The organism is Aphanothece sacrum FPU1 (assembly GCF_003864295.1).
GTDB classification, from domain to species: Bacteria; Cyanobacteriota; Cyanobacteriia; order Cyanobacteriales; family Microcystaceae; genus Aphanothece_B; species Aphanothece_B sacrum.
In genome coordinates, this window is the sequence record NZ_BDQK01000001.1 from 738,859 (window position 1) to 757,470 (window position 18,612).

Genomic DNA, 18,612 nt, shown 5'->3' on the forward strand with positions numbered 1-18,612 from the left:
AGAATATTAAACATATTGTGTAATAATAGTAATTATGGCTAGAGATCTACGGGGATTCATTAAACAACTCGAACAAAGAGGTCAACTAAAACGCATCACGACTTTAGTTGATTCTGACTTAGAAATTGCTGAAATCTCTAACCGAATGTTACAAGCAGGGGGCCCAGCTTTACTTTTTGAGAACGTCAAAGGGTCTAAGTTTTCTGTTGCTATTAATTTAATGGGAACAGTAGAACGCATTTGTTGGTGCATGAACATGGAACAACCCCAAGAATTAGAAAAATTAGGGGAAAAGTTAGCTTTATTACAACAACCGAAACCTCCAAAAAAGATTTCTCAAGCTATTGATTTTGGTAAAGTATTATTTGACGTTCTCAAAGCAAAACCTGGTCGAGATTTTTTTCCCTCTTGTCAACAAGTTATCATCGAAAAGGAAGAATTAGATCTCAATAGTTTACCTCTTATTCGTCCCTATCCAGGAGATGCTGGAAAAATCATTACGTTGGGACTTGTTATTACAAAAGACTGCGAAACTGGAACCGCAAATGTGGGAGTTTATCGCTTACAACTTCAATCTAATAATACTATGACCGTCCATTGGTTATCGATACGGGGTGGGGCCAGACATTTACGAAAAGCTGCCGAAAATGGCAAAAAATTAGAAGTTGCGATTGCTTTAGGGGTTGATCCTTTAATTATTATGGCCGCAGCTACTCCCATTCCCGTAGACTTATCAGAATGGTTATTTGCAGGGTTATATGGAGGATCTGGGGTACAATTAGCCAAATGCAAAACCCTTGACTTAGAAGTCCCGGCCGATGCAGAATTTATCTTAGAAGGAACTATTACCCCTGGGGAAGTGTTACCAGATGGCCCTTTTGGGGATCACATGGGGTATTACGGGGGAGTAGAAGACTCTCCTCTGGTTCGCTTTCACTGCATGACTCATCGTCGAGATCCCATCTATTTAACCACCTTTAGTGGTCGTCCCCCCAAAGAAGAAGCAATGATGGCGATCGCATTGAATCGCATTTACACACCCATTTTACGGCAACAAGTCTCAGAAATTCGGGACTTTTTCTTACCGATGGAAGCTTTAAGTTATAAAGCGGCTATTATTTCTATTGACAAAGCTTATCCAGGTCAAGCTAGAAGGGCAGCTTTAGCGTTTTGGAGTGCCTTACCTCAATTTACTTATACCAAATTTGTGATCGTTGTGGATCAAGAAATTAATATTCGTGATCCTCGTCAAGTGGTTTGGGCCATAAGTTCTAAAGTTGACCCATCACGGGATGTCTTTATCTTACCAGAAACTCCTTTTGATACCTTAGATTTTGCTTGCGAAAAAATCGGTTTAGGGGGAAGAATGGGAATAGATGCAACGACAAAAATGTATCCTGAAACTGATCATGAATGGGGAAAAACATTAGAGTCTGATGCTGATATTGCAGCAATGGTTGATCGTCGTTGGGATGAGTATGGATTAGGAGATATTATATTAACTGAAGTTGATCCTAATTTATTTGGTTATGATTTTATACGTTAAGTCAAAGAGGACAAAAATATGCAAGCGACTAAAGTTAAAGGAATTATTAATCAAGAGGGTAAACTAATCATTGAAGACCCGATTAATCTTGTTCCTGGAGAAGTAGAGGTTATTGTGTTACAGTCAATTAATCTCCAAACTGAACAGTTATCCGTACCAAAAAGACAGTCACCCTCTCAGGTAAAAGCATTAAAAGAATGGTTTGAAAACACTCAACCTACATCTGCTGATTTTGATCCCGAACAAGCAAAATGGGAATACTTAAAGGAAAAACATAACCTATGAATGTTCTAATTGATACTAACGTTATTATTGATATCGCATTAGAACGTCAACCGCATTTTGTCGACAGTGATCGCGTTCTATCTTTAGCTGAACAAAATCAAATTAAAGGATATATTTCTGCTTCAACTTTTGGCGATTTATACTATATTATTAATCGGAATAAAGGCAGAATAGTTACTCTAGATTTTATCAGCAAAGTTTGTCAATGTTGTCAAGTAGCGACTGTTGATGCTATGGTAATTGATATGGCGTTGAATGCTAACTTTAATGATTTTGAAGATGGGATTCAATATAGTTGTGCAATGGTGAATCAAATTGAAATAATTGTCACTCGTAATCCTCAAGATTTCCCGGTGACAACCTCCCTAATTTTAACACCATCCCAATTAATTGAACAATATCTTTTATAATGCTAAAAAGTTCTACTGTAATCTTTTCTTCTTGTTGCTACAGGTAGATCTTCACCATCAGTTTTGTAGCATTCTTTCATTCCCTCCCAAGCTTCATAAAGTTCATTAAGCGCACTTTCAGGGGTATCACCAAATGCTGAAACATTAGGCAAGTCTAGCAAATAAGCCAGCCAATCGCCATCCTCATCACAATAGAGATTGATTGTATGGCCATCCCAATCATAATCAATAGGTCTATCCATTTTCTCTATCATAGGTCTCCAAAAATTGTTTGACTTGATAAGCTTTTGCTTTTCCATCTTTCATCGGTTGAATAGAAATGCGATATTTATTAGGAGAATACCAAAAACGGTGACTGCCACGTTGACGCTTTAATTCCCATCTGCATAGTAACAATAACGATTCAAAATCATCAAAGCTTAAGCCTTGCGGGTTTCTCCTGGCCTGTTCTAAGATTTTTTCTTTTTTTCCCATGACTGTAACTACATAGTTTCAATTTAGCACATTTTCCCCAATTCTTCCACACTAACACTGATGAATTAAATTTCGTTTAAACGTTATTTTTTTAGAATTATTTAATATTCGGCCTGATCAAACAAAAAGTGCATAATGATATTCATGGGTGTCAACTTAAGTCCAAAAGGCTTATTATCTAAAAACTGAGTCATTTATTTATGTCTATTTTTGCTTCTTTTTCTCCCATTGCTGCCATTGCTACAACTTCTCCTGCTATCTCTATTTTACAGCCCTTATGTCAAACTATTGGGGCAACTTTATATATCAAAGATTCTCTAATTCCTCTAGAAAATACTCACGCTTATCAAGGATCTTTAAAAGACCATTTAGCCACTATTTGGGAGCAAAATAATGCGTTTATTTTTTGTTTGGCGATGGGGGCTGTTGTTCGTCTAATTGCCACTTTATTGGGGCATAAATCAACTGATCCGGCGATAATTGTAGTTGATCCATCGGGTCAATTTGTAATTAGTTTATGTAGTGGTCATGAAGGTGGTGCTGATAGATTAACTCAATTAATTGCCCATCAACTGAATGCCACCCCAATTATTACAAGTGCCTCTACTAATTTAAGTATACCAGGAATTGACATTTTAGGTAAACCGTTTGGATGGGTTAAAGGGCCAGGAAATTGGACTGCGGTGAGTCATGCGATCGCTTGTGGAGAGACAGTTCAAGTAATACAAGAAAGCGGCTCAACTTTATGGCAACATAACTTACCGGAGTCTCATTCATTTTACTTTGGTTGGCCAGAAATTAGTGAAGAAATTAACCCTAAAGCGCGTATCTGGATTAGTTCAACTTTGCGGCGTTTTTCTCCTGACTCTGATCTCCCTAAAATTCAATGGTATCCTCGCGTTTTATGGGTAGGAATCGGTTGTATTCGAGGAACTTCTCAAAGTTTAATTGAAAAAGCGATCAAGCAAGTTTATCAACAGTATCATTTAGCTACTGAATCTATAGCTGGAATCGCTACTATTGATATTAAAGCAGATGAAATAGGTCTAGTAAAATACTGTGAAGTTAAAGAGTTACCCTTACTTACTTTTTCGGGTGATGTATTAAAAATGGTAGAGGTTCCTAACCCTTCAGATGTAGTTAAGCAAGAAGTGGGAACCCCTAGTGTTGCCGAAGCTGCTGCTATTTATGCTGCTACAATAAAATCCTCTGAGTCTGTATCTAGTTTACCGTCTCTGCTAGTACCAAAACAAATCATTAAATCTGAAGAAGAAATCGGAACTGTAACAGTAGCGATAGCCAAATCTAATATAGAATATACAGGAAAAATAGGGCAATTATATTTAGTGGGAATGGGGCCAGGAAGTCTTGATCAAATTACCCCTGCGGCTAAAACTGCCATTACTCAAGCGGATGCAATTATTGGCTATTCTCTTTATTTAGACTTAATCAAACCCCTAAAACGTCCTGGACAAATTATCGAAGCATTACCCATTACCCAAGAGAGAAAACGGGCCCAAAGAGCGATAGAATTAGCACAATGGGGATTAACCGTAGCCGTGATTTCATCAGGAGATTGTGGCATTTATGGCATGGGAGGATTAGTCTTAGAAGAACTACAAAATCAAGGATGGGATGGTAATATTCCTCAAATTGAAGTATTTCCAGGAATTACCGCATTACAAGCAGCAGCAGCAAGAGTAGGAACCCCTTTAATGCACGATTTTTGCGCCATTAGTTTAAGTGATTTATTAACCCCTTGGACAGTCATAGAAAAGCGACTAGAAGCAGCAGCAAAAGGAGACTTTGTTACCGCTATTTATAACCCGCGATCGCAAACTCGTACTGAACAAATTAGTCATGCACAACGTATTTTTTTAGCATATCGCAATGAAACAACTCCCATTGCCTTAGTGCGTTCTGCTTACCGAAAAGATGAAAAAATTATATTAACAAATTTAACAGAAATGCTCAATTTTACCATTGATATGTTAACCATAGTATTAATTGGGAATAGTAGCACCCGTCATTATGAACAGTGGATGATCACACCAAGAGGTTATTTAGGGTTTGACTAGATAGAGAATAAGCCATGTTTACATTAAAATGTGTAGTCAAAATGAGGAAAATAATTAGTTTAGGGATAATTACTTTTTTATTAATAGTAATTCCTCTAATTAGTTTAGGACAAATACCCACAACAAACCCTACACCTATCAACTTAAGAAATTATTCTCCTGTAATAGTAGATGGTAGAAGAATCTTTGATGTGGGTAATTTTAGGGATTATAGCGCACAACAAAGAGCAAAAATTATAAATGAAGCAATTGTAAAAGAAATCAATTCTGCCGTTCCTATTAAATTAGAAATAATTGAAGAAAATAAACAAGCTATTATTGTTAATAAAGCGACAAAACATCATTTAGTAACTCTTACTGATAGTGATATAATTTCTGCCACTTCCATGTTTGGACAAACATTTATTTGGAAAGAGGAATTAGAAAAAGCTTTAAAAAGAGCGCAATATGAAAGAACAGAGGCTTATTTTAAGAGAACTTTATGGACAGCTATTATCGTTTTTATCGGAGGCATAATATTTCATGGTTTATTAATTCTTATAAATCAATTCTTAAATCGTAATTTGTTACCCCATCTCAATAGTAAAGCATCCTTTCTTTATGGTTGGAAAGCTATTATTCAAGTCTCACTTAAACTATTTAGTTTATTGTATCCTGTTATTTTATGGTTAATTATCTTCTTTTATATTAGTGATATTTTTCCTGTTTCTAGGATTATCAGATATGAATTATTTGATATATTAGGAAGACCCATGATTAATCTCGGACAAAAGACTTATTCTATCTTAGAATTTATCTGGTTATTCTTATTAACTATAAGTTTATGGTTTAGTGTAAAAGGAGTAACCTTTCTCTTAAAGTTTTATGTGATTAAACCCACTGGTGCAAGTTTGGGTATTCAAGAAGTTATTACAGTTTTAAGTCAATACTTTTTAACCTTTTTAGGATTAATTATATTATGGAGAATTTGGGGATTTGATTTATCTGTTTTAGCTATTTTAGGAAGTGTTTTGGGAGTAGGAATTGGTTTCGGTTTACAAAATATTGCTAATAATTTTATCAGTGGATTAATTATTACAATTGAAAGACCTATTCAAGTTGGAGACTTTATTCAAATAGGAGAATTTACAGGAACAGTACAGCGAATTGGAGCAAGAAGTACAGAAATAAGAACTTTTAAACAAATGACTATTATTATTCCTAATTCTAGTTTTTTACAAAAAGAAGTGATAAACTGGAGTCACGGAAACCCTGTCTCAGCCATAACAATTCCTATCCAAATATCTAATAATTATAATATTCAAAAAGTCAAAAATACTTTACTAAAAGCTGCTCAAAGTCATCCCGATGTTCTAATTGTTCCCCGTCCTAAAGTCTTATTAACCCAAATAGATCAATCCTTTCTACTTTTTCAATTAATGGTTTGGCTAAAAGATCCTAAATTACAGTTTTTTATTCAGAGTGATCTCAACTATCGTATCCAAGAACAATTACATTCATATCAAGGAGAAAACACCTTAGAATTAGAGATTGAAGCAACAGAAATGATATCTGATATCTCAGAATCATCAATTTTTATAGAAGATCGTTTATCTCAAGAAGAACTTGACAAAATGATCGAAAAAATGCGATCATTAGAAGGAATAGAAATTAAAGATCGCCGTTATCGACTCAATGTTTATTCCCATTGTTTTATTGGTTCAGAAGCGGTAGATTGGTTAACAGAACATTTTAATTGTTTAAGACAAGAAGCAATTGAATTAGGTCAAATTTTAGTTGAAAGGAAAATCATTCATCATGTTACGGATGAACATCCTTTTGAAGATGATTATTTATTTTATCGGTTTTATCTAGATGAACTTTAAACATATTTATCTACAAGTGTTATGCTAGGAAATAATGCTCGAATTATCCCCAAATTAAAGACAATGGTACAAGAGATAATTCCCCCAACTACCACCGAGATAATTTATCCTGACAGTGACGGTCAACCGATGGCGGATAATACTAAACAATTTCGTCTTATTGTCACCATTAAAGAGAATTTAGAGCTATTATATGCGGATAATCCCGATGTTTTCATTGCCGGAGACTTGTTATGGTATCCCATTCAAGGGGATAATAAAATACGTCGCGCCCCTGATGTCATGGTAGTGTTTGGTCGTCCTAAAGGAGATCGGGGTTCTTATAAGCAATGGTTAGAAAATCAGATTTCTCCCCAGGTAGTATTTGAAATACTGTCACCAGGGAACACTTTGAAGGAAATGGGCGAAAAATTAGAGTTTTATGAGGATTATGGGGTAGAAGAATATTATTTGTATGATCCTGATACGAATAATCTAAGTGGATGGTTAAGGGAGGAAAACAGATTAAGAAGTATTAAAAATATGCAAGGATGGGTTAGTCCTCGTTTAAATATCACGTTTGCACTTAATCAGAATAATTTAGAGATATTTACCCTCACAGGGCAAAAATTCTTAACTTATACAGAATTAGGAAAATTGCAACAAGAAGCAGAACAAAGAGCAGAACTAGAATACCAACGAGCAGAACTAGAATACCAACGGGCAGAACTAGAATATCAAAGGGCCGAACAAGCTGAAGGGAGGGAACAAATGGCAGTACAATTAGCTAGACAAGAACAACAACGGGCCGAACAAGCGGAAGCTAGAATGAGAGAGTTAGAGGCAAAATTACGCGAATTGGGGCAAATAACTGATATATAGGAGTAAACACAAAACTGATGAAATTAATTCTTTATAGCAAACCTGGTTGTCATTTATGTGAAGGACTTCAAGAAAAACTAGAACAAATGCAGACCCTAAAATTGAACCTAGAAATACGAGATATCACCACCCGTGAAGACTGGTTTGAAGCTTATCAGTATGAAATTCCTGTCTTATGTCAACAGTTATCAGAAGGAGAAAAACCCTTACCTCGTTTCTCTCCCCGGACATCTGTGACAAAATTGGAGCAAATGTTACAGAAATATTTAGCCCCATAATAGTAAAAATAAACAAAACCTTAAACCAGTGAACAGTAAACAGTTATCAGTTATCAGTGTTAAATATTGAACGAAACCTTCATCATAGTTTCCCAGTCTCACTTTAAAAAACCCCTTTAACAACTCCTATGACTAAACTAAGCGACTTATTAGCCAAAATACCTAATTTAACCTATATTCCCACCCATCCCGCCTTAGAAAAAGAAATCAAAGGAATTTCTACCAATTCCCACGCCTGTCAACGAGGAGACTTATTTATCGGAATGCCAGGAACCCGTGTTGATGGGGGAGAATTTTGGCAAAGTGCCTTAGAAGATGGGGCAGTCTCCGCTATTATCACCCCACAAGCAGCCGCTAAATTCCCTGCAACCCCTGATGCTTGCATTATTCAAGCTGAAGATATGATTACCGTATCTGCTCAAATAGCGGCGGCTTTTTATAATTATCCCACCCAACAATTAAAAATGATCGGGGTAACGGGAACTAATGGCAAAACCACCACAACTCATTTAATTGAATTTTTCCTCAACCAAGGGCAATATCCCACCGCATTATTAGGAACCTTATACACTCGTTGGCAGGGGTTTCAACAGACAGCTATTCATACAACTCCCTTTGCCGCCCAATTACAAGAACAATTGTCCGAAGCTGTTAAGACCAATAATCAATATTGTGTCATGGAAGTAAGTTCTCATGCTTTAGCCCAAGGACGGGTCAAAGAATGTGCATTTCAGGTAGGAGTTTTTACTAATTTAACTCAAGACCACTTAGACTTTCATCGGTATATGGAAGACTATTTTGGGGCGAAAGCGTTATTATTTAGCCCAGATTATCTGACACAAAGGGCTATTATTAATCTTGATGATAACTATGGTAAACGGTTAATTGAGGGGTTAGAATCAGATCGAGTTTGGTCTTATAGTGTTAGTAATAATACGGCTGACTTTTATACCAGTGATCTTATTTATGAGGCCACAGGAGTTAAAGGCATTGTCCATACTCCTCAAGGCAGTGTACCGTTTAATTCGCCCTTGGTGGGACAATTTAATCTATCTAATGTGTTGGCGGCTGTGGCAACGGTGTTACACTTTGGCTTAGACTTAGAGACAGTTATCAGGCAATTACCGGAATTTTTAGGGGTTCCTGGACGGATGGAACGGGTACAAATTAGTGAGGGTCAGGATATCAGCGTTATTGTCGATTATGCTCATACTCCTGATAGTTTAGAGAATTTACTCAAAGCTGCCCGGCCCTTTATTGCAGGTCAAATGATTTGTGTCTTTGGTTGTGGAGGCGACCGTGATCGCACAAAACGCCCATTAATGGGCAAAATATGCGCCGAATTAGCGGATATTGCGGTAGTTACTTCTGATAATCCTCGAACAGAAGAACCTCAAGGCATCTTAAATGATATTATAGCAGGAATTCCTGAATCTGTCAAGCATTTGGTAATTAGCGATCGCGCTGAGGCTATTGGGAAGGCTATTGAACAAGCAAAAGCGGGGGATGGGGTTTTAATAGCTGGAAAAGGTCACGAAGATTATCAAATTTTAGGCACAGAAAAGATACATTTTGATGATCGTGAAGAAGCGAAAAAAGCCTTAGAAATTCGCTTACAGCATTTTGTGACTAACTAAAAATGGGTAGGGGTCAACGGCCGTTGACCCCTACATTAACTGATTGTTTAAGATTATATTTTGCTATTACTCTGAATCAGAAGTTAACATATCCATAGCAATTTCTAGACTGACTTTCATACGGTTTAAAGAAGCTGCTAATAAACCCATTTCATCATTAAACGGATGTTTGAATTCCTGAGATAAATCTCCTGTACTGATTCTTTGTGCTAACTGAGCCATTTTTGTTAAAGGTTTAGTCACTGTAATTTTCATGAAGGCGTTGATCAAAACAATAGCAATCAATAAACAAACTACTAGAATACTTGTCACAGAACTCTGAAGTTTTTGAGCATTTTGTAAGATACGATTTGCCGGAACTGAAATCATTTTCACCCCAACAATTTCATTTAATTTCCAGCCAAATCCATTCTCTCTGCCATAGGTAGCTAATTGACTTTTAGGGGCTGCTTGTGGGGTGCTATGACAGCGTAAACAGCTTTCTTTTGACACAGAAAGAGGACGAGCAATATAAAAAACATCTCCCCCTGCAAAAGAGCGAAACCCTGAGTCTTGTTCTAGATTAGGATTTTCTCTAAATTTCTTGATAACTTGGGTTTCAAAGTCATCAGCTTTATCTCTTGTATTAGTAGGATTTAATGTAGCTTCTTTATAGAAGAAATCTCGATAGTCTCCTTGATTTCTAAAATCCTCAAATACTTCACGGGCCGAATAAGCGGGAACTGTTTGCGGTAAAAATTCCGGATCAGTTTCTAAGCGAGAAGCTAATTTAGGATTGACTTGAGTGCTAGTATAATTACGGATAGAACTCATTGTCTCAATTAAAACTAGAGCTTTTTCTGCTATAACTTCTTCCGAATTATGCCTTAAAAGAATAGCTAAAAATAAACTGCTTAAAACAACTATAATAGCCGAAATGAAGACTAGGAGAATATTCAATTTTGTGGCTATTTTCCAATCTTTTAACATGGTTGAAATTCCTGACAATTTTGTATAGATTAGTTACACACTTTCGTTAATTTAACTGACTCTACTAAAAATTGTTCCCTAAAATGTCATCCAAGTTATAGTTGAAATCTCTGAAAAGCATATATAAATTAATTACACATCTTAGTTGATTTCACGGATCACAGATAAAAAATGTCCTCTAAGATATTATTCATTTGTTGATTGATCAGGTTATTCAAAGAAACCATTAAAAAAACAATCGCATAAGTTTAGGGTTTTAAGAGAAGAGAAATTGTGACATCCTCCCGACGCTAACTGCTAAGAGCAGTATAGCGCGGGCTTCCCCATATCACTATGAGGCTTTCGGGGCTTCTACGGGACGCTCTAGATACCTTTTTAGGGATATCCCCGATGACATCTTCCTCCACAGGCAGCTTGACCCCCAGTCCGAGGGCTGCAAGTCCACGTTGCTCAACAACCATAGCTGAAGCAACATCCCTATCGGTTAAAAAACCACAATGAGAACAATCATGTACTCGTTGAGACAGTTCTTTTTTACCAGTTACTACGCTACAATTGGGACATATTTGACTGGTAAAATTAGCGTCAACTTTCTCAAAATAAACATCTCGTTTCCAAGCAACGTGCTTCAATGATTCCAAAAAAACACCAAAACCCGCATCAAGAGTATGCTTGCATAGCATCCCTCTAGACATGGCTTTTAAGTTTAAATCCTCAGCAAAGATTATGTTCGATTGGTCACAAAGATGATGAGCTACTTGATAATGAAAGTTTTTACGAGTGTTGTAAATATGTTCATGAAGTCTAGCTACTTTTTGAATAGCTTTAAGTCGATTTTTAGACCCTTTTTGTTTTTTGGCTAGTTTTCGTTGTAGCCATTTAAGCTTACTTTGAAGTTCGACAAAAAACTTGGGTCTAGCAATCAGTTCCCCAAGAGATGTGGCAATAAATTTCTCCAGCCCCAAATCAATACCCAAAGATTTTCCTTGAGGCTTTGCAGAAGGTATTTTGACATCTGATTGAATACAAATGACAGCATACCAACCAGAAGCTTTTTTAACTATCTGAACTTGTTTAACGATAAATCCATCAGGAATAGGGCGGTGTAGATTAATTAGAACATCCTCTATTTTTGGGAGTTTTAATTGATACCCTGTTATCGGATTTTCCGTGAATTGAGGAAAATTAATTGAGCGAAACTGACCATATTTCTTAAAACGAGGAAAACCAAAACTTCGTTTCCAGAAAAAGTTAAACGCTTTATCCAAACGACCCATAACCTCTTGCAATACCTGAGATTGAACTCGTTTAAGTTCTGGATATTGTTTTTTAGCTATTGTTAAGGCTTTTTTCTGTTTATAATAGTCGGGAAAGGGCTGGTGAGCAGGTATGATATATTCAGAATGAAGACTACAAGCGTTAACCTGACATTTACGAGAATTTATCCATTCTTTTCTTTCTGCCAAGGCGTAATTATAAACACCTCGACAAATTTCTAGCCATTCAAGCAATTCTTTCTCTTGACTGGCATCAGGATAAATTCGATAAGCGTAGTTAAGGTTTAACACTTTTATCAACTGAACACATTTTCCATATTATAAAATACTTAGGGGATAATTGTCAATCCCTAGAAAGAAATCATGTACAATAATCACAAGCTTTGTTGTCAATCTCGGCCCCTGCTCTCATCCCGACACCGACCGAAGCGGTACGGTGCGGGGCTTCTCGCAGGGCAAGCTAAGTTAAGAAAAAAGCCAATCTTCAATATCGTTTCAATAACTAAGCGTGGCATATTCCACCAATTGTCCCAATTTTTGCCGCAAGGTTTCTAATCCTAAGTGTTGACTGGCCGAAATAAATACCGCTAAGGGGTATTCTTCTTGTGCCATCCTCAAAATATCACTTTCAGCACAATCAATTTTATTAAAGACTAACAGAATCGGCCCTGGAACTAAAGGCATCTGTTGCAAAATTCCCATTACCGATTGAATCTGAGTATGCCAAGCTTCATGAGATAAGTCTACTAAATGTAATAAGGCATCAGCCTCAGTGACTTCTTCTAGAGTGGCCCTAAAGGCATCTACTAGAGAGGGGGGAAGTTCCTGGATAAATCCTACCGTATCCGTTAATAAAATAGTAGTAGGTTTCCCTGTGGCTGCATCAGGAACCAATAGACGACGGGTTGTGGGGTCAAGGGTAGCAAATAATTGATCGGCGGTGTAAACTTCTGCATTGGTCAAAGCGTTAATCAAAGTAGACTTACCCGCATTGGTATAACCTACAATGGCTACAGACGCAATTTCCTGTTGTTGTCGTTGTTGTCGTAGACGAGAACGATGGGCCTGCAGTTGGTTAACTTCTTGTTGTAACCGAGAAATTCGTCTCTGAATGCCTCGACGTTCTGTTTCTAATTTGGTTTCTCCTGGCCCTCTAGTACCAATACCCCCCCCTAAACGGGACATAGCTTGACCTCGACCAATTAATCGGGGGAGCATATATTCTAATTGGGCTAATTCTACCTGTAATTTGCCGGCCCGAGATTGGGCCCGTTGAGCAAAAATATCTAAAATGACTTCTGTGCGGTCAACGACTCTGACCCCTAATTGACGTTCTAGGTTACGCACTTGGGCCGGAGATAAGTCTCGATCAAATACTACTAGATTAACCCCTAATGTTTGCACTCTGAGGGCTATTTCTTGTACTTTTCCGGTACCGACAACGGTTTGAGGATGGGGCCGAGGCCGTTTTTGTACCAGAGTTTCTAAGACTTCCCCTCCGGCCGTATCTACTAACCGTCCAACTTCGGCTAATTCTTGTCCAAATTGGCGATCGCTGGTTTTATCGGTTTGTAACCCTACGATCATGACTCGTTCGTGATCTCCTTCTACTTGTTGGGCTACATATTCTCGACTAAATTCTGCTTCTAAACCTTCTACTAAGGCTAAAAAATCCTGTTCTACCAAGATATCTAGACTCAGGGCCGCAGAAACTGTCCAATAATATTCTTGATGGGGATTGAGTTCTGAGAGGGGTAATAAATGGGCTATATAAGCTTCTTTGATGTATCCTGTAGCCCCTCCACCACGCCGCATTTTTCCTTCTCCAGTCAGACTTAATACGACTAACGCATCGAGTCTTTGCAGTACCATAGCGGTTAAGCTAGACTCTTTAGGTGCTTCTGACTTAAGATTTGTGGCTAAACAGCGAATGCCACACAGTCGTTGTGCCCCATAACGAGGTAATTCTAATAGGGGAATTTGGGTTTGGCCAGGGGTTCCGACTCCTACGCGAATGACCTGGCCCCGTCTGTTCACATAAGCACAGACTGGTTGACTAATCTCTGTACTGATAGCTCCTAATCTTTGAGCAAATTCAGCCGTCATCAGGCGATCGCCTATTAATTTTTGGTGATATAACCGTTGTAATTGCTTAATATGACTGGGTTTGAGTCCTTGTAGATTGCCGTAGATAGTATCAATAAGCGCACCTCTTTTTAGGATGATTGGTGATTTATATTTTGACACTCCCTCGCCGTAGAACGGCGGGGATTCTTGAGCTAATCACTGCGCTTTCTGGCTTCCCTTACTTACGTCTTACACGATTATGTCTGAACCGAGCTTACTAGAATATCACTTGCTATCTAGTTGTCCTTTTTGTGGTTCACTCTCCAAGCGTTTTGGTATTTCAACCAAGATTCGGGTATGCCCTACCCTATCTGTCTTACGACAAAGATTTTTACTGGGTTTCATTCACCGTTGTTTATCGGCTACTTCGCTATGTTTTACGAGGTTTTCGCTACCCTACTTTTTGTCTTTTATACGGACTTTCGAGTTCTAGGGTTCAAACTCAATTGAGTTATATTACTACCACCCACTCAGGGGATTCAAGCCAATTACAATATAACATAAAGCCGTCCCTTTAGGACGGGGAACCTTAAACCCAAATTTCCGGTAACATTCAACAATTGATAATTGACAATTGATAATTATCAATTGTTGAATCAGAGTATGAAACAGCCATTCTTTGCGTTGATTCTTTGCGCGAGATAAAAATCATACCATCAATCAGCAACGCAATAATTACCTCTACCTAAAAGGTAGAGGATTGAAAATAAGGAAAATTTTGGGGATTTCTTCCCTTAAAAGAGGAGGTTGCTTGGTGCATACTTCGATAACCGCGACTTGTGTTGAGCGAAGCCCAAGCAAGCCGAACCATAAACAAAATTAACTAATTATCAATTATCAATTATCAATTATCAATGGTGTGCTTAATATTCATCTTTCTTTGAGTTGTACCTCGCGATTAATTCTATTCATTCCTACTGAAATAATTAAGTTAATTGTTAAATAAGTCACCATGAGAACGAGTAACATTTCTATGGATTTTCCGGTTTGATTAGAAATTGTACTGGAAACGGAATAAATGTCATTATAAGCTACCGCGATCGCTAAACTAGAATTCTTGACTAAATTTAAAAATTCACTGGTTAAAGGGGGAATCATAACCCGCAAAGCTTGAGGAAAAATGACTAATTGCATCATTAAACCGGATCTTAATCCTAATGCTTTTGCTGCTTCCCATTGTCCTTTAGAAACGGACTGAATTCCTGCTCTTACAATTTCGGCAATAAAGGCGGCAGTATAAAGAGTTAACCCTACTAAAAGAGTGGTAAACTCTGGTAATAAATGTAATCCTCCTTGTATTTTTTGAACGGCAATATTATACTCAGGAAATTGCCAATCTAAACCAATAAAAATAATAATAATAGAAATAATTACTAATGATATCGAAATAATTTGATATATATTTCTTCTTTCTTGATTTTCCAGTATAACTTGATTTTTCTTATGATTAATAATCAAGGCTAAAATAACACTTGTTATTAAAAATAAAACTGATAATAAAGTTTGTTTATTATTAATAGGAAAAGGTAAATAAACTCCTTGATTAGAAAAGAAAATAGAATTGAAAAAATTTACAGAATTATCGATTTTAGGCAATCTTAAAAAGACAGCAAAATACCAAAAGAATAGTTGTAAAAGTAGGGGAGTATTTCGGATTATTTCTATATAAATTGTTGCTATTTTACACAACAACCAATTAGTTGATAATCTAGCTAAAGCGATAGTTACTCCCACAATAAAGGCTAAAATAATGCCACTAATCATAATTCGTAGAGAATTAAGTAAGCCGACTAAAATTGCTCGACTGTAGGGATCAGTAGACTGATAAGGAATAAGAGAATCTCCAATACCAAAACGAGCGGGAGTATCTCCATCAATCAAAAATACGAAGCCAAAATTTAAGCCTAGTTTTTGAAAGTTAGTAACTAAATTATTACCTAAGATCAACAATGTGACTAAGATAATCAAAAGTAAGATTACTTGTCCTAGAATTTTTAAAAAACGGGTATCACGCCAAAAAGGTGTTTTTTCCTGATCAATCATTATTAAAACTTTTAAATCTTTACCTAACAATGGATAATTTTAAATTATCCATTATCAATTATCCATTGTCAATTATTCATTATCTAAAGGGAGGAGAATAAAGTAATCCCCCCTCACTCCAAAGTTTATTAGGTCCCCGATCTAAACCCAAAGGTTTACCCACATTACGCTCATAAATTTCGCCATAATTGCCCACGTGTTTAACAATACGAGCAGCAAAATCATTAGGTAATCCGGCCCCTTCACCCAATTTATCATCTAAACCTAAAAATCGTCTAATACTAGGATCTTTAGAAGTTTGAAACGTGGCTAAATTTTGGGAAGTAATACCAAATTCTTCTGCTTGAAAAGTAGCAAAAGTAATCCATTTAACCGCATCAAACCAGGGAGTATCTCCATTAGCTACAACAGGTCCTAAAGGTTCTTTAGACATAACCACATCTAATACCAGATGATCGTCCGGTTTAGGAGCAATAGAACGACGAGCAACTAACTGAGAACGATCTGAAGTAACTCCTTCACAACGTCCTTGTTCATAAGCAGTATAAACCGCATCTACATCATCAGACACAACGGGTTTATAATCATCAATACCCCGTTTACGCATTTGATCTGCTAAATTTTGTTCGCTTGTGGTTCCTGCTTGAACACAAATAGATTTACCTTTTAACTGTTCTAATTTGGTGATACCAGTAGCTTTTTTTACCATCATCCCTTGACCATCATAAAAGGTTGTCGGGGCAAATTCCATACCAACAGAAGTATCACGACTAATAGTCCAAGTGGTGTTACGATTTAATATATCAACTTCTCCGGTTTGAACTGCGGTAAAACGTTCTTGGGTACTCAGTTTACGATATTCTACTTTAGTAGGATCATCAAATAGTGCAGCCGCGATCGCTTTACACATATCAACATCTAACCCAGAATATTGACCTTTTTCATCAACAAAGCTAAATCCAGGGATTTTGCCATCGACACCACAAATGAGGGTTCCGCGTTGTTTAATCGTTGCTAGACGACCTGTAGAACCAGGACTTGCTGTTCCTGAATCTGTTGGGGTTGTGGTTGTCTTCTCTCCACCCCCACAAGCGGTTAGGGAACTCGCTAAGAGCAGGGTTGAGAGAGCGATAGAGGGCCATTTAGTCATCAGATGAGTTTTATTAGACATCAGTGAATTCAACAATGTATTATAGATTTTTATTTTCCTCATAAGAGTATACCTTGTCTTTCCTCTTAGGTTATCCACCAATTCCTAATCTTCCGGCTAAACTTGGACTAAGGGGAATTAAAGTTGCTAACATTAAAAAGAGAATTAATAATCCCCATCCTGCACGATTATCATCAGGTTCAGTTAACTCATTAAGAGTCGGACGTTCTAAATCTCGTTGTAAAAACAGAATCACAATAGCCCAATATAAAGGAATAGGATTACCTGGATTAATTACAGTAACAATTGCTAATACAATTAAAGTGGCAATGGTGGTACGTCTTGCGATTTTTCGTCCATAAATTGCTTGAACAATGCGCCCTCCATCTAACTGTCCGGCCGGCATAATATTAAGAGCAGTAATCACCAATCCTAACCAACCAACAATAGCTAAAGGATGAATATTAATAATTGATTGTTGTAACTGATTTCCTAATATCACCTTGGCTAAACTTCCGACTAAAATGGAGCCTTGAAAAAATTGGGTTGGAACTTGAAATAAACTCCCTTCATGAGACAAAATAAACCCAATTATTAAAACAACTAAAGAGATAATTCCTCCTAATGCTGGCCCGGCAAATGCCAAATCAAATAAAGCCGTTCGGTGAGGTAATAAAGACTCAAAACGAGTAATTGCCCCAAAAGAACCGATTTGCCAAGTTGGTAAGAAAAAAGGCACACTCAAGCGTAAATTGTAGCGTTTAGCAGCTAAACGATGACCTAATTCATGAGCTAGTAAAACCGCCCAAAGTCCTACACTTAAAGGAAGTGCTTCTTGATAACGACCCCAATTATTAAATAAATCGAATCCTAATAGAAGACCCCCCGCTTCTAAACTGGTAACAATAGTAGCCACAAATAGAACTAAAGCTAAATTCTTTTGAGCTAAAGTTGTCGGTTGAGGGTCATCGGTGCTAGGAAGAATAATAACAACGGGTTTACCTTCCGTTCCTTCTACAAGAAAGAGACGATATTTTTCTCCAAAATTGGCGGTTAATTTTTCAGCTAATCGTTCATAAACTAGATCAGGTTCTCCTCTAAGATTACCTCTGAAAATAGCACCTTCTTGATAAGAAATTGTTTCTGTCGCAAAGAAAGTATCAATACCAAATATGCCTCTAATCAGTTGTAGATCTTCGTCAGGGATGGGTAAAACTTCGGGAACTATGGGCATTTCTGAGGTTTCCGATGAGGAGGTAGACACAGAACTTTGAGAAGAATATTTGTCTTCTTTTTGTTTAAGATATTCCGCGTTTTTTTGTCGTAACATAGCGTCTTTACTTTCAAATCTGAGGCGTTTCCCTAAATAAATATAAAGGCCTACCGAAAGCACTAATAATAATAAAATTCCCACTAGATTCACATAAATTCCTATAGCGAATAACCCAAAAAAAAGGAGCCAAGGAGCCATCAAAACAACCGATTGTAACCAAGCTAAAATACCTAATTTGCCATAGGATTTTGCCCGATTATAGCCCCATGCCAAAATTCCTATAGCAATGAGGAGAATAATCAGAACAGTTGTTGTCTCAGAAGGATTAAACATAGGAAA

Annotated in this window: 16 protein-coding genes; 8 read left to right on the forward strand and 8 right to left on the reverse strand. The window is 37.1% G+C overall.

The window, feature by feature from the left end; genetic code table 11:
* Positions 1–34: 34 nt before the first annotated feature.
* The 3 genes from AsFPU1_RS03395 to AsFPU1_RS03405 are packed head-to-tail and all read left to right on the forward strand — an operon-like array spanning position 35 to position 2,241.
* Positions 35–1,546, forward strand: coding sequence for a UbiD family decarboxylase (locus AsFPU1_RS03395; RefSeq protein WP_124977791.1), 1,512 nt, complete (start codon positions 35–37; stop codon positions 1,544–1,546).
* Between the two features lie 18 nt (positions 1,547–1,564).
* Complete coding sequence (locus tag AsFPU1_RS03400) at positions 1,565–1,831, forward strand: hypothetical protein (RefSeq protein WP_124977793.1); 267 nt, start codon at positions 1,565–1,567, stop codon at positions 1,829–1,831.
* Complete coding sequence (locus AsFPU1_RS03405) at positions 1,828–2,241, forward strand: type II toxin-antitoxin system VapC family toxin (RefSeq protein WP_124977795.1); 414 nt, start codon at positions 1,828–1,830, stop codon at positions 2,239–2,241. The genes AsFPU1_RS03400 and AsFPU1_RS03405 overlap by 4 nt, the downstream gene beginning before the upstream one ends.
* Before the next feature lie 2 nt (positions 2,242–2,243).
* On the opposite strand, the gene AsFPU1_RS03410 is transcribed toward AsFPU1_RS03405, so the two are convergent.
* Positions 2,244–2,495, reverse strand: coding sequence for a type II toxin-antitoxin system HicB family antitoxin (locus AsFPU1_RS03410; RefSeq protein WP_124977797.1), 252 nt, complete (start codon positions 2,493–2,495; stop codon positions 2,244–2,246).
* Positions 2,476–2,715, reverse strand: a complete 240-nt coding sequence (locus AsFPU1_RS03415; RefSeq protein ID WP_124977799.1) for a type II toxin-antitoxin system HicA family toxin — start codon at positions 2,713–2,715, stop codon at positions 2,476–2,478. Before AsFPU1_RS03415 ends, AsFPU1_RS03410 begins: the two co-directional genes overlap by 20 nt.
* 200 nt (positions 2,716–2,915) lie before the next feature.
* Between AsFPU1_RS03415 and cobJ the strand changes: the two genes are divergently transcribed.
* The 5 genes from cobJ (at position 2,916) to AsFPU1_RS03440 (ending at position 9,434) form a co-directional block, all read left to right on the forward strand.
* Positions 2,916–4,793: a precorrin-3B C(17)-methyltransferase gene (gene cobJ / locus AsFPU1_RS03420; RefSeq protein ID WP_124977801.1), complete on the forward strand. Its 1,878-nt coding sequence runs from the start codon at positions 2,916–2,918 to the stop codon at positions 4,791–4,793.
* A 14-nt stretch (positions 4,794–4,807) separates the two neighbouring features.
* A complete protein-coding gene (locus AsFPU1_RS03425; RefSeq protein ID WP_124977803.1) occupies positions 4,808–6,658 on the forward strand; it encodes a mechanosensitive ion channel domain-containing protein in 1,851 nt (616 codons plus the stop codon).
* A 63-nt stretch (positions 6,659–6,721) separates the two neighbouring features.
* Positions 6,722–7,519, forward strand: coding sequence for a Uma2 family endonuclease (locus AsFPU1_RS03430; RefSeq protein ID WP_124977895.1), 798 nt, complete (start codon positions 6,722–6,724; stop codon positions 7,517–7,519).
* 17 nt (positions 7,520–7,536) lie between these two features.
* Positions 7,537–7,797: a glutaredoxin family protein gene (locus AsFPU1_RS03435; RefSeq protein ID WP_124977805.1), complete on the forward strand. Its 261-nt coding sequence runs from the start codon at positions 7,537–7,539 to the stop codon at positions 7,795–7,797.
* A 128-nt stretch (positions 7,798–7,925) separates the two neighbouring features.
* The gene (locus AsFPU1_RS03440) at positions 7,926–9,434 is read left to right on the forward strand and encodes a UDP-N-acetylmuramoyl-L-alanyl-D-glutamate--2,6-diaminopimelate ligase (protein ID WP_124977807.1); all 1,509 of its coding nucleotides are present in this window, start codon (positions 7,926–7,928) and stop codon (positions 9,432–9,434) included.
* A 66-nt stretch (positions 9,435–9,500) separates the two neighbouring features.
* Here the strand turns inward: AsFPU1_RS03440 and AsFPU1_RS03445 are convergent, their stop codons facing one another.
* From AsFPU1_RS03445 to AsFPU1_RS03470, 6 genes are all read right to left on the reverse strand, one after another.
* The gene (locus tag AsFPU1_RS03445; RefSeq protein ID WP_124977809.1) at positions 9,501–10,403 is read right to left on the reverse strand and encodes a Tll0287-like and HAMP domain-containing protein; all 903 of its coding nucleotides are present in this window, start codon (positions 10,401–10,403) and stop codon (positions 9,501–9,503) included.
* A gap of 290 nt (positions 10,404–10,693) precedes the next feature.
* Complete coding sequence (locus AsFPU1_RS03450; protein ID WP_124977812.1) at positions 10,694–11,971, reverse strand: RNA-guided endonuclease InsQ/TnpB family protein; 1,278 nt, start codon at positions 11,969–11,971, stop codon at positions 10,694–10,696.
* 204 nt (positions 11,972–12,175) lie between these two features.
* Positions 12,176–13,882, reverse strand: a complete 1,707-nt coding sequence (hflX, locus tag AsFPU1_RS03455) for a GTPase HflX (protein ID WP_124977897.1) — start codon at positions 13,880–13,882, stop codon at positions 12,176–12,178.
* Between the two features lie 795 nt (positions 13,883–14,677).
* Positions 14,678–15,850: an amino acid ABC transporter permease gene (locus AsFPU1_RS03460; RefSeq protein WP_124977814.1), complete on the reverse strand. Its 1,173-nt coding sequence runs from the start codon at positions 15,848–15,850 to the stop codon at positions 14,678–14,680.
* 79 nt (positions 15,851–15,929) lie between these two features.
* Complete coding sequence (locus AsFPU1_RS03465) at positions 15,930–17,000, reverse strand: amino acid ABC transporter substrate-binding protein (RefSeq protein ID WP_124977899.1); 1,071 nt, start codon at positions 16,998–17,000, stop codon at positions 15,930–15,932.
* Positions 17,001–17,091: 91 nt separating this feature from the next.
* Positions 17,092–18,606: a site-2 protease family protein gene (locus AsFPU1_RS03470; protein ID WP_124977816.1), complete on the reverse strand. Its 1,515-nt coding sequence runs from the start codon at positions 18,604–18,606 to the stop codon at positions 17,092–17,094.
* Positions 18,607–18,612: the final 6 nt, after the last annotated feature.

Coding starts and splice junctions, on each gene's coding strand:
- AsFPU1_RS03395 (WP_124977791.1), top strand. CDS start 35: ATGGCTAGAGATCTACGGGGATTCATTAAACAACTCGAACAAAGAGGT.
- AsFPU1_RS03400 (WP_124977793.1), top strand. CDS start 1,565: ATGCAAGCGACTAAAGTTAAAGGAATTATTAATCAAGAGGGTAAACTA.
- AsFPU1_RS03405 (WP_124977795.1), top strand. CDS start 1,828: ATGAATGTTCTAATTGATACTAACGTTATTATTGATATCGCATTAGAA.
- AsFPU1_RS03410 (WP_124977797.1), bottom strand. CDS start 2,495: ATGATAGAGAAAATGGATAGACCTATTGATTATGATTGGGATGGCCAT.
- AsFPU1_RS03415 (WP_124977799.1), bottom strand. CDS start 2,715: ATGGGAAAAAAAGAAAAAATCTTAGAACAGGCCAGGAGAAACCCGCAA.
- cobJ (WP_124977801.1), top strand. CDS start 2,916: ATGTCTATTTTTGCTTCTTTTTCTCCCATTGCTGCCATTGCTACAACT.
- AsFPU1_RS03425 (WP_124977803.1), top strand. CDS start 4,808: ATGTTTACATTAAAATGTGTAGTCAAAATGAGGAAAATAATTAGTTTA.
- AsFPU1_RS03430 (WP_124977895.1), top strand. CDS start 6,722: ATGGTACAAGAGATAATTCCCCCAACTACCACCGAGATAATTTATCCT.
- AsFPU1_RS03435 (WP_124977805.1), top strand. CDS start 7,537: ATGAAATTAATTCTTTATAGCAAACCTGGTTGTCATTTATGTGAAGGA.
- AsFPU1_RS03440 (WP_124977807.1), top strand. CDS start 7,926: ATGACTAAACTAAGCGACTTATTAGCCAAAATACCTAATTTAACCTAT.
- AsFPU1_RS03445 (WP_124977809.1), bottom strand. CDS start 10,403: ATGTTAAAAGATTGGAAAATAGCCACAAAATTGAATATTCTCCTAGTC.
- AsFPU1_RS03460 (WP_124977814.1), bottom strand. CDS start 15,850: ATGATTGATCAGGAAAAAACACCTTTTTGGCGTGATACCCGTTTTTTA.
- AsFPU1_RS03465 (WP_124977899.1), bottom strand. CDS start 17,000: ATGACTAAATGGCCCTCTATCGCTCTCTCAACCCTGCTCTTAGCGAGT.
- AsFPU1_RS03470 (WP_124977816.1), bottom strand. CDS start 18,606: ATGTTTAATCCTTCTGAGACAACAACTGTTCTGATTATTCTCCTCATT.